This window comes from Methanococcus mangrovi (assembly GCF_054506835.1).
This window is the reverse complement of record NZ_CP197114.1, coordinates 889,370-904,085: the sequence shown is the minus strand read 5'-3', so window position 1 is coordinate 904,085 and position 14,716 is coordinate 889,370. Positions and strand designations below refer to the sequence as shown.

At 32.3% G+C, this 14,716-nt stretch carries 11 protein-coding genes; 9 read left to right on the top strand and 2 right to left on the bottom strand.

Features of this window, described 5'->3' with window-relative positions:
• Window positions 1-4 precede the first annotated feature (4 nt).
• Both ACS5L2_RS04830 and ACS5L2_RS04825 read left to right on the top strand, forming a co-directional pair.
• On the top strand, window positions 5-583 hold the full coding sequence (locus ACS5L2_RS04830; protein WP_459200905.1) for an adenylate kinase: 579 nt from the start codon (window positions 5-7) through the stop codon (window positions 581-583).
• Window positions 584-644: 61 nt separating this feature from the next.
• Window positions 645-1,241, top strand: a complete 597-nt coding sequence (locus ACS5L2_RS04825) for an EMC3/TMCO1 family protein (protein WP_459200904.1) — start codon at window positions 645-647, stop codon at window positions 1,239-1,241.
• Window positions 1,242-1,397: 156 nt separating this feature from the next.
• On the opposite strand, the gene ACS5L2_RS04820 is transcribed toward ACS5L2_RS04825, so the two are convergent.
• Together ACS5L2_RS04820 and rqcH are read right to left on the bottom strand one after the other, a co-directional pair.
• On the bottom strand, window positions 1,398-1,757 hold the full coding sequence (locus ACS5L2_RS04820) for a hypothetical protein (RefSeq protein WP_459200903.1): 360 nt from the start codon (window positions 1,755-1,757) through the stop codon (window positions 1,398-1,400).
• Between the two features lie 89 nt (window positions 1,758-1,846).
• Window positions 1,847-3,889: a ribosome rescue protein RqcH gene (gene rqcH / locus ACS5L2_RS04815; protein WP_459200902.1), complete on the bottom strand. Its 2,043-nt coding sequence runs from the start codon at window positions 3,887-3,889 to the stop codon at window positions 1,847-1,849.
• Window positions 3,890-4,501: 612 nt separating this feature from the next.
• Between rqcH and ACS5L2_RS04810 the strand changes: the two genes are divergently transcribed.
• The 7 genes from ACS5L2_RS04810 to ACS5L2_RS04780 all read left to right on the top strand — a co-directional run bounded on the left by ACS5L2_RS04810 (window position 4,502) and on the right by ACS5L2_RS04780 (window position 14,715).
• Complete coding sequence (locus tag ACS5L2_RS04810) at window positions 4,502-6,766, top strand: right-handed parallel beta-helix repeat-containing protein (RefSeq protein WP_459200901.1); 2,265 nt, start codon at window positions 4,502-4,504, stop codon at window positions 6,764-6,766.
• Between the two features lie 15 nt (window positions 6,767-6,781).
• Window positions 6,782-8,050 carry a right-handed parallel beta-helix repeat-containing protein gene (locus ACS5L2_RS04805; protein WP_459200900.1) on the top strand — a complete coding sequence of 423 codons (1,269 nt, stop codon included), beginning with the start codon at window positions 6,782-6,784 and terminating at the stop codon, window positions 8,048-8,050.
• A 216-nt stretch (window positions 8,051-8,266) separates the two neighbouring features.
• The gene (gene argS, locus ACS5L2_RS04800) at window positions 8,267-9,967 is read left to right on the top strand and encodes an arginine--tRNA ligase (RefSeq protein ID WP_459200899.1); all 1,701 of its coding nucleotides are present in this window, start codon (window positions 8,267-8,269) and stop codon (window positions 9,965-9,967) included.
• A gap of 123 nt (window positions 9,968-10,090) precedes the next feature.
• Window positions 10,091-10,594, top strand: a complete 504-nt coding sequence (locus ACS5L2_RS04795; protein WP_459200898.1) for a hypothetical protein — start codon at window positions 10,091-10,093, stop codon at window positions 10,592-10,594.
• Between the two features lie 13 nt (window positions 10,595-10,607).
• Window positions 10,608-12,743: an ATP-binding protein gene (locus ACS5L2_RS04790; RefSeq protein ID WP_459200897.1), complete on the top strand. Its 2,136-nt coding sequence runs from the start codon at window positions 10,608-10,610 to the stop codon at window positions 12,741-12,743.
• A gap of 129 nt (window positions 12,744-12,872) precedes the next feature.
• Window positions 12,873-13,478, top strand: a complete 606-nt coding sequence (locus tag ACS5L2_RS04785; protein WP_459200896.1) for a TetR/AcrR family transcriptional regulator — start codon at window positions 12,873-12,875, stop codon at window positions 13,476-13,478.
• Window positions 13,479-13,557: 79 nt separating this feature from the next.
• Complete coding sequence (locus ACS5L2_RS04780; protein ID WP_459200895.1) at window positions 13,558-14,715, top strand: efflux RND transporter permease subunit; 1,158 nt, start codon at window positions 13,558-13,560, stop codon at window positions 14,713-14,715.
• Window position 14,716: the final 1 nt, after the last annotated feature.

Below are 14,716 nucleotides of genomic sequence, written 5' to 3'. Positions count from 1 at the left end.
TTTAATGAAAAACAAGGTTGTTGTAGTAACTGGGGTACCTGGAGTTGGCGGTACGACGGTAACACAAAAAGCAATGGATAAATTATCAGAAGAAGGCTTAAACTACAAAATGGTTAACTTTGGAAGTGCAATGTTTGACGTTGCAAATGAAGAAGGAATCGCTTCAGACAGAGACCAGATGAGAAAATTAGACCCTGAAACACAAAAAAGAATCCAGAAAATGGCAGGAAGAAAAATTGCTGAAATGGCAAAAGAGTTCCCTGTTGCAGTGGATACACACAGTACTGTAAAAACCCCTAAGGGATACTTACCAGGACTTCCAGCTTGGGTTTTAACCGAATTAAATCCTGACATTATAATTGTTGTTGAAACAGATGGCGATGAAATCTTGATGAGAAGATTAAGTGACGAATCAAGAAAAAGAGACCTTGAAACAACTGCAAGTATCGAAGAACACCAGTTCATGAACCGAGCTGCAGCAATGAGTTACGGTGTTTTAACAGGTGCAACTGTAAAAATCGTTAAAAATAAAAATGGTCTTGTTGACAACGCAGTTGAAGAATTAATTTCAGTTTTAAGATAATCTATTTATATTTTAACTCTTTTAATTGTTTTAACATTTATTATAATAAAGGGGAAAAAACATGTTTGAATCTATTTATTCTGCATTTTACAATGCACTGGATGCGATTTTTTTACCTATGGTACAAACAATGGATCCTGCAATTTTTATATTTGTAACTGCTCTTTTAGTATCGTTTATTATTAATTTAGCGACCAAAGTATTGGTAAATCAAGACAGGATGGCAGAATTGAAAAACGAGCTTCAAGAATTTCAGGTAAAAGCAAAAAAAGCGTCAAAAGACCCTGAATTGATGGCAGAACTTCAAAAAGAACAGCAAAAAATGATGACAATGCAGATGGAAATGATGAAAATGAGTTTTAAACCTATGATTTATACATGGGTTCCAATCATCATCATATTTGCTTACTTAAGACACGTATATGACTTTGGCGGAATTTACCACACGATACAGCCTGCATGGGATGGAATTATAGTTCAGCTTCCAGTAATTATTTCAAAAGTACTCTTTATTGGAATATGGCACTGGATTGGTGGAATATTCTACCACGGTGGATTTGGGGTAGTTTCAAGCACCGCTCTTGGATGGCTTGGATGGTATATTTTGTGTTCAATGGGCACCTCAATGGTCCTTAGAAAGTTAATGGGCATTAAATAATTAAATAAAAAAATAAGAAGAAAATTCTTTTTTTTAAAATAACTTTTTTTAAATTTTTAATTTTTTTTAGAGATTTGTTTTCAAATTTAAAAATATGTTAAATTAAAATAAATTAAAAAAGTATGAAAATCATATATAAAATTCAAAAATATGAATTTAGATAATGTAGTCAACGATAAAATAAAATATAACGCTAATTTCATCCATTTCTTTAAATTTAAAATCGGGAATACTATTTTCAGTTGGATTGTAGCAATCATCACTTAAATTTTTAAACAAAACTTCAACTTTTATGTTTTCTGGAAGATTTTCTTTGAAGTATTTACTTTTTGAGATAATTTCTTCAACGACTGATTCAACGTCCATTGCACTGAATTTTCCGCCATTTTCAGGAATGTAAGTAATTTTTGTTTTTAACTTTTCTTTAGTTTCAAAAGTCATCCAAAAATCTCCAAATTCTGTTTTTGGAATTCTGTAGTCTTTTACTTCAAAACTTCTTTGAATCGTATTTTTCATGAAAACCAACTTCAATTATATTTTTACTTAATTTTATCTTTAATTCAAGAATTAATATGCCTTATGATTTGAATTTAAAAAATTAAAAATTATTTTAGTTTTATTTCGCTCTCTCCTGGAGGAAGGGCACGTAAAATATCTTCGTCATCAACTTCAAAGTCACTAAATTCTTTCAAAAGCTCTTTTACAAGGTCGCTCTTTTTCAATTTTCCGGGTTTTAATAATATCCATTTTTCAAAGGTTTCTTTTGCAACTGATTCTGTAGCAGTGGTTAATCTTAATTTTCCATCGTAATTTAACACACCAATTCCAAGTTCAAGCGCAGCACTTCTTATGAAGTTTCTTTTTCCGCGAATTACAAAAGCTCCTTTTTTTAGGTATTCTCCACTTTCAGCAGTTTTTGAAATCTGGTCGGGTCTAATCCAGTATACATCTGCACTTCCAACTCCAAGTTTCCAAGCTCTTGAGTGAGATGCTGCAAATTTTGCAACTTCAAAGAGTATATTTTCATCAGGTATTTCTTCAGAGCCTTCCGTTCTAATTATTGTAAATGGTGCTCCTTCCATAAGTGTGTGGAATACTATATCGTTTTTTTCAACGTATCGTTTTATCAGCATTTCATTTGTAGTCGCATCTTTTCCTGCAACAATTAAATATCCGCCAATAACGGTCCATTTTAATTTTTCATACCATTTTAGTACTTTTCTTTCCTTTTTCTTAATATTTTCTTCTTTTTCTTTAAATATTTCTGAATCGAGCCTTTCTTTTTCTTTCAATTCTGCAAGCTTTTTCTCAGAAATTTTTAAAGCTTCAATTACACCCTGAACTTTATTTTTAAATTTCTTTGATTTTTGGTAAACAATGTCTGCATTTTCAAAAGCATTTTTTCTTAAATCTACAGGTACATTATCCTCAATAAGCCCGTTTCCATAGTCCGCAGATAGTTTTAAAGTTAATTCCGCATTTTTTTCGTTCACGTTTATTATTTTACTTAAAACAGGGTGCGTTTTATTTTCTTTAATTACGTTTTTAATGCTGTTCCAGTCCATTTTTTCTCTTGCATCTTTAATTGTGCTTACAATTTCATCTACGAGAGCATAGTTTGCATATATCAAATCTCCACGCTTATGGTTTGAACTGGATTGTTTTTCGTATTTTTCTTTAGTTTCAAGCTGGCTGTTTAATATACGTTCCTGTTTTTTCACGAGTTTTTGTAATTTTGATTCGGCCTGCTTAATCTCTTTTTTCATGATAAATCTTGAGAAATATTCATCAAGTGCAGTTAAAAAACTTTCATAATGTTTGATTTCATTTTCTTTTAGATTTTCATGGGATTTTAAATCAATCGGGTCGATGTTTACAAATTCTCCATTTTTAATTGTGGATTTTGGTTTTATTTCATTAAATACTCTGTTAAAAAATGTTTTCGAGGCTTCAAAAAGTTTTTCAATTTCTTCAGTTTTTGGATTTTTCAAATTTTTATCAATTCCAGAAATCAGACAGATTTCTTCTGAATATGTTCCTGCAAGCCCGAAAATCCTTGAAATTATTCTTACAACTTCAGTATCTTTGTTTTCTTCTTTTTGAAATTCTTCTGAAAATAACTCTTTTGCAAGGGTGTATTCCAAATTTTTCGGGTCAAGGTCTTTTTGAGGTGGGAATTTGTAAATTTCTTTTGGAACGATTTTTCTTGTACTCCACCTTTCAATTTTTAACGGCAGGATAATTTTATCTTCATCATCAAGAAGAATCGCGTTTCCATCCCCGAATAATTCGATAATTAATTTATACTTCAATTCATTCCATTCAAAATTGAAAATTACGATTCTATCAAAGTTGTGCTGGCTAACACTCGTTATTTTAATGTTTTTCAGGTGTTTTCTAAGAAGCATTACAAAAGAATGGGGAGTTCTTGGTTTTTCTCTTTCGTATTCTGTAATGGTTATGTATTTGTATTTTCCAAGACCTATTGCAATTTCTCTTGAACCAATTTCAGGCATATGTACTTTTAAAATTAATTCCTTTCCATCCTGATTGTTTACTAAAAAGGCTTTGTCTAATTTTCCGTTAATTACTTTTTGAAGTTCAGATACTGCAATACTAATATCAACGTTCGTCATCTCTGTTTTCATAAAATATCTCTTCCAAATTTTCAAAATTTTAAATTTTAGAGTTTAAATTTAAGATTTTTTTAAAGATTAATATGTAATTTTTATATATGGGCTGCTATTTCAATATCTGCGTGATTTTGAGATTTATATGGTTTATATATAAAATACTTATTAAATATTGTGTAATAATTCCGGTTTACTATTTTTGATTGTTTAAACTTTAGTTTAAAAATAATTAAGAACTAAATCTATTGAATGTGTTAAAAAACTTAAATAGAAACTTAAATTGAATGACTTAAAACATTTCAAAAACCATTAACTGTGGATTTGGTGTTTAACGAAATTATAACCTAAACATGGCCATTTTAAAGTTTTTGATAACTGTGAATTGTTATTGTATCTTTTAAACGCAGGGGAGTTTTTAATTGATTTAATCCAATTTATGTTTTTATTAATAATCTCAAAAATATGAATTTGATAGATATGCTGTTTTTCGAAAAAACTTCAGTTGATATGCCGTATTTAACGATTTTTAGTTTATTTTATACTTAAGTCCCCGATAAATATATATAATGTTGTTATCATACTTTTAACGTTATACACAATCAGAATAGTAACAATATGGGGTGAATTATGTTAAAAAAATGTTTATTGGCATTACTACTGCTTTTTGCAGTTTCAGGCGTTAGTGCTGAAACATATTATTTAAATGAAGGCAATTTTTCAAATACTACTTTGGTAGACATATCTGGCGTAGATTATGCGTATGTCATAATTAACAGTCCTGGGGAATACATATTAAACTGTAGTCCCATTTACGATGGAGACTACCATACAGCAATATTTGTAAATGCTACTGAAAATGTGGTTATCAACGGAAACGGGAATGAAATACCGTCATGTACTCCGGATAATAACATTTTCTCGATTTATGTTAAAGATTCTACAAATGTAACAATTGAAAATTTGAATATTCTTACAAATAACGGAACAGGTATAAAGTACGAAAACTCTAATCATGGAAAAATTTCAAACTGCCAAATTCATGTATCAAATTATGCAATATACCTCTCAAATTCAAACTACTGTGAAGTCTTAAATAACCGTTTATCAGGTTATATGTCAACATTTGCCTTTTGGAACTCTAATTACGATACCATAATTAACAACGATGTTTCCATTTCAGGCGGATATGGTATGACCATACTGAATTCTAATTATAACAATATCTCAAACTCAACTGTAAAAACGTCACCTGCGGCAGTATTTGTTAGTCCAGGTATCAATCTTGGCAACTCAAATAACAACACTTTTGACAATATTAATTCAACCGTAAACAGCACCGCGTTTGTATTTGAAAATTCAAATAATAACGTGATTAAAAGTTCTGTTTTAACGGTAACGAGTTCGAAAGCTATAGAATTTTCTGGAAGCAGCACGGGGAATAACGTCTATTGTTCGGATTTAACAGCAGGGAGTATGCCTGTAATAAAATATTCTTCAGGTTTAGTATCCAATTACCTTTATGCAAATAATATACGCGGGGGACTTTACGATGGCGACCCAGTATTATCATTTACTTCACCATACGAAATGAATTATAATTATCTCGGTACAGAATATAAAAACTACCTTGGAAACTACTGGTATGATTACAACGAAACAGAACTTGGTGCAACAAACGTAAACGGTATCTGGGACGTTCCATATGCGGTAACTGCAACTATTAACGATTCTTATCCTCTTGCAGGAATCGTTGGGGTAGACATAATAAATATCTGTCAAAGTACTGGAAATGAAACTGGCGGTGAAGGGGACGAAGAACCTTTAGACGATGGATTAATCCATTTAACACAGGCTGATTTCAACAACGAAACGGGATACACAATAACTAAATCAGGTTACTACGTTTTAGACGAAAATATAACCAATATATCTTACGGAATATGGATTAATTCAAGCAATGTTACCGTTGATGGTAGAGGATTTAGTCTTATCGGAGATTACATGTTTTATCTAACGCCTCCGGGAGTTACGCCTTCCACAGGAATAGTGATTTCTCAAATTGATGCTGAAAATGAATCTTTAGAAAATATTACAATTAAAAATACTGCATTAACAGGTTGGTGTTTAGGTATAGGTACGGCTATGGAAAAACGTGTGAAAAATGGATGTTCTGAAATTAATGTTTCCGGATGCAATTTTTCAAGAAATACTCTGGGCTGTATGCTGCAGTTAACTCAAGATGTGAATGTTACGCGTTGTAATTTTGAATTTGGATCGGTTGGAGTATATATTAATGGTCAGGATGCTGCAGTTTCCGGATGCAATTTTTCATGTAACATATATGGGGCAGAAATTTACGGTCAAAATAATACCGTTTCAAACTGTATATTTACAGAAACAAAAATAGAAGGTAGTACGGGAGTGCGGATTGGAATGCTCGTTAATGGAAAATATATTACAGTTTCCGGATGCAATTTTTCAGGCGTATCTGACTACTTTGGGGGTGAAACGTGTATTGGAATTAATGTGGAGTACTTACAAAATGGAATAATAACCGGCTGTAACTTTAACGGTATTGGTACTGGAATTTCTAATCCTGATTATGGGTTTGAAAATTCCACGATCACGTACAACGAATTTAACAATACTTTCAGAGGTTTAGATATCATAGGTAAAAACAACTGGATTTATTTAAATAATTTTGAAAACAATCTCGAAAACATGGGACCTTATTCAGCATTTAGAAATTACTTCCATTCACCTGTCTTAACTTACGAATACAATGGAAAAACCTACACTGGAAGGCTTGGAAATTACTACGGTAAAGAACTTGGAACATCCTATGCAGGAATATTTGATAAACCTTATGGATTAATTCCAATGATTAGTTAAGGTGGTGGTAAAAGCATGAAAAAATTTTTGATTTTAGCAATAATTGCATTGAGTATGCTTGTTTCAGTATCGGGGATATATATCCCTGAATATCCCGAATACAACATGACAATAAACGAGTCTTATACTCTTTCAGAAGATATGCTGCTTTCTACGAATGGGATATGGATAAATGAAAGCAACGTGGTTTTAGATGGTAATAATTACCAGTTAACATGCAATAATTCTGGAGGATACCTCACTGGAATATATGTTAGTCCAAAATATGGTTACATTATAGAAAATATCACCATAAAAAATTTTAAAATTAAAAACTGGCATAACGGAATAGAAGTATCTAATGCGAGAAATATAACAATTATAAACTGTGAATTTGAAAATAACGAGCGGTTTTTAGAATCATATTCTTGGGAGCAGTATTTTTATTTAAATACTATTCACAATGGACAGATTGCATATTGCGATAAGCCTTTAGCGTCACCAAAGTTAGTTTACACTTATAATGGAAATGAATACACTTACAGGCTTGGAAATTACTACGAAGGATATACCGGAGTAGAAACTGAAGATGAAGGAGTTTATAATGGGGCATATGATATATTAACTGGTGGAGAAGTATCTGAAGTCATAGCATGTGACCCTTATCCATTGATTAAGACTCCTGAAAATTATCACGTAAATAAAGAATTTTATCCTGATGCGGACCCGGAAATGCCTTGGGCATATCCTATACTTACAGATATTTTTGCTTTAGAAAGCGGATTTGAAAATTATAATATTGTAGATGCTCTTGTAGTAACCTCTCCGAAAAGGTCGTCTGGTGGCGGTGGAAGCAGCTACGATTCGGATGTTGCTGACGATATTAAATCAAAAATAATCAAAAACTTTATTTCTGGTGCAACTGTAGTTTATGGAAGCGATATTGATAAAAATTACTCTAAAAAATTAAGAGAAAGAGTATATGAATACAATATGACTTACGCTTACTTTGGGGATATTATAATTGTTGGCGGTCCAAGCGTAAACCCGCTTGCTAAAAAATACAACGACCAGTTTGAAATTCCAATTTCAAATGAGGTTCCTGGGGAAAACCGGGGGATTATACAAGTATTAAATGTTCAGGACAACTCCGGAAATGTTGTAAAAAGCTACACTATAGTATACATTGCAGGAAGTGACAGAGTTGGAACTCTTGCGGCTCTTGAATACTTTAAAACTTTAGATGAATTACCTGAAAGTCCAATCACCGTTAAATGGACTGAAGATGGACCAGTTTTGGTATAATAACTACTTGAAAACAATATTTTCTTTTTTTAATTTTTTAACGTATTTTTAAGTTTCAAATGCATTTTCGCGTTTAAAAATTGGATAACTTTTATAATGTAAATAACAATTACATTTTTTCGTGTTTAATTATATATATTTAAAAGCCATGAATATATGTTATTGCATGATATAAGACTTAAGAACTTAAAATAGAAACACAAGGCGAGGCAGATTATGGACGTTGAAAATTTGATAATAACGACCTTAAAAGACAAGGTAAAAGAATTAACCGGAAATGAAATGGATATAAGACTTGACGAACCGCCTGCAATAAACATGGGAGATTACTCGACAAATATTTCATTTAGATTGGCAAAAGACCTGAAAAAAGCTCCAAAAATGATTGCAGAAGATATTGCAAATTCATTAAATATTTCAGGAATTGAAAAAATCGAAGCTGTAAATGGATACATCAATTTTTTCATGAATTATTCAGATTTTTCAAAAGAAACAGTTTCAAAAATATCTGCTGAAAAAGAAAACTTTGGAAAACTCGAAAAAAGAGACGAAAAAGTAATTTTAGAGCACACTTCCGCAAATCCAAACGGTCCATTTCATATCGGCCACGGAAGAAATATGGTTATTGGAGACAGCCTAAAAAGAATATTGATTGCATCTGGATACGATGTAGAAACACAATACTACGTAAATGACATGGGTAGACAAGAAGCAATCGTTGTTTTTGGAAATGAAAGATTTGAACTCGATAAATCCAAAAAAGCAGACCATGCAATTGGTGAAGTTTACGTTGAAACAAACAAATTGCTCGCTGAAAATGAAGAACTCGAACAGGAAATCTTAAATTTAATGAAAAATTATGAAGAAGCCTGTGAAGCAGGAATTGAAAACGAATTAACTGAAAAATTTAAAAATGCAGTTGATTATTCCTTAGGTGGATTCAAAGAAACACTCTCAATATTGAATATCTACCACGATAAATTTGTCTGGGAAAGCGAATTTGTAAAAAGCGGAATGGTAAGGGAAGTAATAAAAAGATTAATGGATACTGGAAAAGTTGTTGAAGATGAAGTTTTCAGACTCGACCTTTCAGAGTATGGGGTTGAAAAAAAGCTTGTTTTAGCAAGATTAAATGGAACAAGTCTTTATTCAACGAGAGATATTGCATACCACATTAATAAAATGGAAAACTGCGATTTTGCAGTGAATTTGCTCGGTGCAGATCACAAATTAACAGCGGTAATGGTTAACAAGACTTTAGCGCTTTTAGGGTACAATGAAGCAGAAGTTGTATTTTACGAATTTATCTCTCTTCCAGAAGGCTCAATGAGTACAAGAAGAGGCAGATTCATTAGTATGGACGAACTCTTTGAAGAAGCAAAATTAAGGGCTGCTGAAGAAGTTAGAAAAAGAGGCGTTGCAGAAAGCGAAGAAGAAATTGAAGAAATCGCGAAAAAAATTGCAGTTGGTGCTGTAAGGTACAATATTGTTAGAATTGCGCCAGAAAAACCGATGGTATTCAGATGGGATGAAGCACTCGATTTTGAAAAAGTTGGATGTCCAGTTATTCAATATGCTCACGCAAGATGTTCGAGAATTTTGGAAAATGTTGAAAATATTTCCAATGATAATTTGTTTGCATACGAAATGAATGAAAATGAGAAAACAATTGTGAAAATGCTTTCAAAATTACCAAAAATAGTTGAAAAAGCAGCAGAAGTTAGAAAACCACAGATTGTCGCAAACTATGTGCTTGATGTTGCACAAGGATTCAATAAATTCTACGCAAACTGTCCGGTTTTAAAAGAAGAAAATCAAATAATTAAAAATTCAAGACTTAAAATTGTAAAAACTACAAAAACAGTTTTGGAAAATACAATGGACCTTTTAGGTATCGAAATGCCTGGAAAGATGTAAAATTTAACCTTACCTTTTTTCGATTTTTATTTTTAAATTCAAAATTGTTGTATTAATATTTATATTAAATAAAATAGATATTAAATTCTCATTTTATAATTATTACAAAATTTCAGTGAAAAAATGGACGTTTATGATATTTTATTTTTAAAATGCACCGAATACGAAGTAGTTGTAAACGAAAAACACGTTCCACTCTGGATGTTATCCCAATCAGATGAAGAACGAATAAATTTCGACCTTCCGTGGACGAATTTGCAGGACCTTGCAATATCCCTCTACGAATTAAAAAGGGAACAGCAAAAGTCAAAAGAGCTTTTAAAATGCAATCTCGAAGAAATAATTGTTGGAATTTCTTATTTAAAATCTAAAAAGTCAGGTTCTCTTTTGTCAGATGAATCAATGGCGATAAAAGCTTGCATGGACTATTTATCTGAATTTATAACTGCAAGAATTAATTGTATATACAGATATTATTACCCGATGAAAACGCCATCAAATAAGTCGCTTTTTGATGAAGTAATTCTTAAATTCCCACAGAAAAAAGATATAAAAGCTAAAAACAGGCAGGATTTTGAAGAAATAATTTCAAAACTTAAAAAATACGATTTTAATTTACAAAATTAATTTTGTGATAAAAATGGAATTTGATGAAGAAGTTTTTTTGACCCTTTACGGCGATAAATTAAAAAAATACATGAAAGACCAGATTTCACAAAAAATGGTTAAAAATAACGTTTTTGAATTTGACATAGGCGACTTTTTAAAAGATTATTCAGATTCTTGTGATATAAACGATCTAATTATTGAAAATCCAAAATTGGTCGAAGATCCTCTTTTATATATATTTAAGGACGCCTATATGGAGCTTTTTGGTGAAGATGAGCACGTAAAAAAGGAACTTGAAAAAACACAGATCGCATTTAAAAATCCGATTGGATGCGATAAAAAAATTGATGAAATAACGTCTTCTGAGATGAACAGGCTCGTTAAATTTGAAGGAAACATTATAAAAGCGGCAAAAGTGTGTGCATTATTAAAAAAAGCGTGTTTTGTCTGCCGAGCTTGTGGGGAAGTTTCATATAAAACAGTTCATGACTATTTTGAGCAGCCAAGAAGCTACTGCAAAAATCAAAACTGTAGAAGCGAAATGTCAATTGATTACGATAGTTCCGCTTATGTAAACATTCAGGAACTTGAAATACAGCAGCCAATTGATTTGATGAGAAATCCTGACGATCCTCCAAGAAGTATTCGTGTTTTTTTAGAAAATTCAGATGGGATTTATTCTGGAAGGGTTGACGTTGTTGGAACAGTCATGAAAAAGCTTACACGTCCAAACATGCCTGTTTTTGAAATTTATGCAAAAAGTAACTACGTAAAACTTGGCGAAAATTTCCAGAAAATTGAAGTAAGAGATATTATAAACGACTATGATTTAATAAACACGTTAAATGAACTTGGAAAAAAGGAAAATATAATTGATATTCTTTCAAATTATTTAATTCCGCAAATTAAGGGTTATGAACTTGTAAAAAAATCGATATTTTTACAGCAGGTAAAAGCATGTACTAAATTTTTACCTGATGGTTCCGAACTTAGAAAAGACAGCCACATTTTGTTAATTACCGATCCAGGAATTGGAAAATCTACAATGCTTAGGAAAATTTCAAGGCTTTTCCCACAAAATTCTTATGCGTCAGTAACGACTGCAACAGGTGGTGGACTGACTGCAAACGTTGTAAGGGAAGCTACTGAAATCGGGGACGGCTGGGTTGTAAAGCCTGGGGTCTTTGTTCGTGCAAATGAAGGAACTGCATGCATTGATGAATTAACAGTTGATAAAAATGTCATGAAATATATTTTAGAAGCAATGGAATCCCAGACAATACATGTGAATAAAGGTGGAATTAACGTAAAACTTCCGGCACGTTGTGCAGTTCTTGCGGCATGTAACCCAAAAAGAGGCAGATTTGATAGAAACATGGGCGTAGTTGAACAGATTGGAATTCCAGCTCCTTTGTTAAGTCGTTTTGATTTAATATTCCCGCTAAAAGATTCACCAGATAGGCGAAGGGATGCAGAAATTGCAGAACACATACTCGATACCCACGTTGAAACTGCAACGAAAAATTATTCAAAAGTTCTCGGTTCAATTACGGTTGATGGAATAACTGTTGATGAGAATTTAATTAAAAATTACATAATTTATGCGAGAACTTGCGCGTATTTTGATGAAAATCACTATTTGTATTCCTCCGGGGAAGTTGATGAAAGGAAAATAAAAAGTCCTCCGCTTTCAAAAGATGCTAAAAAATTAATCCGGGACTATTATGTTGACATGAGAAAGCTCGGGGAAGGGGATAATCCAGTTCCGGTTACTGCAAGACAGCTTGAAGCTGCAATAAGGATTTCGGAAATGCACGCAAAAGCAAGGCTTTCAAGGGAAGTTGAAGAAAAAGATGCAAAAATTGCAATTGACATAATTGAAGAGTGTTTAAGGCAGGTTGCATACGACCCAGAAACTGGAAAATTCGATATAGATAAAGGAATGGGCGAAATTCCAAAATCTAAATTAGATAAAATGGATAGAATAGTAGATATTATTCGAGAACTCTCAGTTTTAAGCAGTAGCGGTCTTGCAGATGAGGATGATATTGTAGAAAAAGCTTCAGAATTTCAGATTTCTGAAAAAGAAGTATCAGACTTGCTTTCAAAATTAAAAAAGAGTGCAGATGTATTCAGCCCAAAATATGGTTATTACAGGTTAACGTAATATTAATTCTAAATTATTTATGAATTAGATATAAATTAAATCTTTTTTCATCTTTATTTTTTCATTATTTCCGATATATTTATATAGATAAACGTTGATGTAAAGTACATACCTTCTGGTAGGTATGGTATGATGAGTACAAAAGAAAAAATATTGCAGAATGCAACAAAGCTTTTTCTTACAAAAGGATACAATCAAACGTCTTTAAATGAAATAGCCAAAAAATCAGGCATTACAAAGGGGGGTATTTACCACCATTTTAAAGATAAAGATGAGCTTTTTGTGGAAATGGCAGAATATTTTAAATCAAGAATGTTTTCAGTTTTACATAGAATGGAATCCGAAGAATCTTTAGAAAATTTGATAAAGAATTATTTTGAAAATCTGGAGGCAATGGAAAACGAAATGGCTGATTATCTTGAATTAACCATTAAAGATATTCGAATGTTTTCAGAATTTCAATCCCGATTTATATTAGATGTCATTGAACACGGTCCAAAAGACCTGAATTTATGTATTCACACGAAAGAAATGCATAAAATAATTAAAAGTAAGATAGAACAGGATAAAAAAAATGGTTTTATACGGGATAATCTTGATTCGGATGAACTTTCCTTAGAAATCATGGCAATTTTTGAAGGTTATACTGTATTGAGACGGTCGAGACTAATCGATAATGCGTATGGTTACGGAAACAAAACGATAGATGCCCTGTGGAATCGAATAAAAAAATAAACCCCATAATAATTACAAAAAATATATTTTATGTCGAATAAATACCATCCGGTAGGTATTTTTAAATACTGGTGATTTGATGAAAGCCGAAAAAATCTTAGAAAAAATTGCTGTAGCATCTGAAAGACACCCTTTGAGAGTTGTTGCAGTTGTGGTGGTTCTTACAATCATCATGGCTTTTTTAGCTACCGGTGTTAAGTCTCAAACCGACTATGAAAAGATGGTTCCGCAAGATGATCCCGTAATTGTTGCATTAAACGAAATAAGGGATGAATTTGGTGGTACTGAGACTATAATGTTAGGAGTAAAGTTAGTACCCTCCGATAGCTCTGAAAAAGTAACTGATATCCGGGACCCCCGAGTTTTAGAACTTGTGGACTTTTTGGAACAGGATATTGGAAGTATGGATATGGTAACATCCGTTAGTTCAAAAGCAGATGTTTTAAAAACATATAATAACGGCGTTATCCCAAAAGACATTTCAACGGTAAAGACGATTTATCAAAATTTACCTGAAAGCTATACAGAAAATCTATTCAATGACGATTATTCAATGGTTGTAGTTTATGCAACAACTGATGCAGGAACTGAAGATAAAAAGAAATTGGTTAAGGACATAAATTCAAGACTTGATGAAGCACCAATTCCTCCTGGAGTTGAAGTGATTACGACAGGTACGCCTGCACTAAGTGAATTATTAAAAAGATTAATGGATGAAAGTCAGCTTGTAACCGGACTTGCTTCGCTTTTAGCGATATTTGCGATATTATTGCTGTACTTTAGAAATTTCGTAAAATCTGCACTGCCATTAATACCGGTTATGGTTGCAGTTATATGGGCCGCAGGTGCAATGGCAATATTTGATATTCCAATGGATACTGCAACATCTGTTATGGGTTCCCTTCTTTTGGGGCTTGGTATAGATTATGGTGTTCACCTGTACCACCGGTATGAAGAAGAGCTTGGAGAAGGAAAGACCTTAGATGAAGCCATAAATATTGCAGTAGTAAGTACCGGAAGTGCAGTTTTAGTAACTACGGCAACTACAATGGCAGGTTTTGCTGCATTAACAATTGCGCCATTATCTATGATGGCAAACATGGGTAAAGTCTGTACGTTAGGTATATTCTTCTGTATGGCTGCAGTTATCTGTTTATTACCGCCACTGATTATAATTGAAGAAAGATACACAAGACCATTCCTCAATAAACTTACCTTAAAATTAAAAGGTGAATAAA

What these genes read in the sequence shown, in the direction of transcription:
- argS (WP_459200899.1), top strand. Translation starts at nt 8,267, where the DNA reads ATGGACGTTGAAAATTTGATAATAACGACCTTAAAAGACAAGGTAAAA.
- ACS5L2_RS04830 (WP_459200905.1), top strand. Translation starts at nt 5, where the DNA reads ATGAAAAACAAGGTTGTTGTAGTAACTGGGGTACCTGGAGTTGGCGGT.
- ACS5L2_RS04805 (WP_459200900.1), top strand. Translation starts at nt 6,782, where the DNA reads ATGAAAAAATTTTTGATTTTAGCAATAATTGCATTGAGTATGCTTGTT.
- ACS5L2_RS04795 (WP_459200898.1), top strand. Translation starts at nt 10,091, where the DNA reads ATGGACGTTTATGATATTTTATTTTTAAAATGCACCGAATACGAAGTA.
- ACS5L2_RS04785 (WP_459200896.1), top strand. Translation starts at nt 12,873, where the DNA reads ATGATGAGTACAAAAGAAAAAATATTGCAGAATGCAACAAAGCTTTTT.
- ACS5L2_RS04820 (WP_459200903.1), bottom strand. Translation starts at nt 1,757, where the DNA reads ATGAAAAATACGATTCAAAGAAGTTTTGAAGTAAAAGACTACAGAATT.
- ACS5L2_RS04780 (WP_459200895.1), top strand. Translation starts at nt 13,558, where the DNA reads ATGAAAGCCGAAAAAATCTTAGAAAAAATTGCTGTAGCATCTGAAAGA.
- ACS5L2_RS04790 (WP_459200897.1), top strand. Translation starts at nt 10,608, where the DNA reads ATGGAATTTGATGAAGAAGTTTTTTTGACCCTTTACGGCGATAAATTA.
- ACS5L2_RS04825 (WP_459200904.1), top strand. Translation starts at nt 645, where the DNA reads ATGTTTGAATCTATTTATTCTGCATTTTACAATGCACTGGATGCGATT.
- ACS5L2_RS04810 (WP_459200901.1), top strand. Translation starts at nt 4,502, where the DNA reads ATGTTAAAAAAATGTTTATTGGCATTACTACTGCTTTTTGCAGTTTCA.
- rqcH (WP_459200902.1), bottom strand. Translation starts at nt 3,889, where the DNA reads ATGAAAACAGAGATGACGAACGTTGATATTAGTATTGCAGTATCTGAA.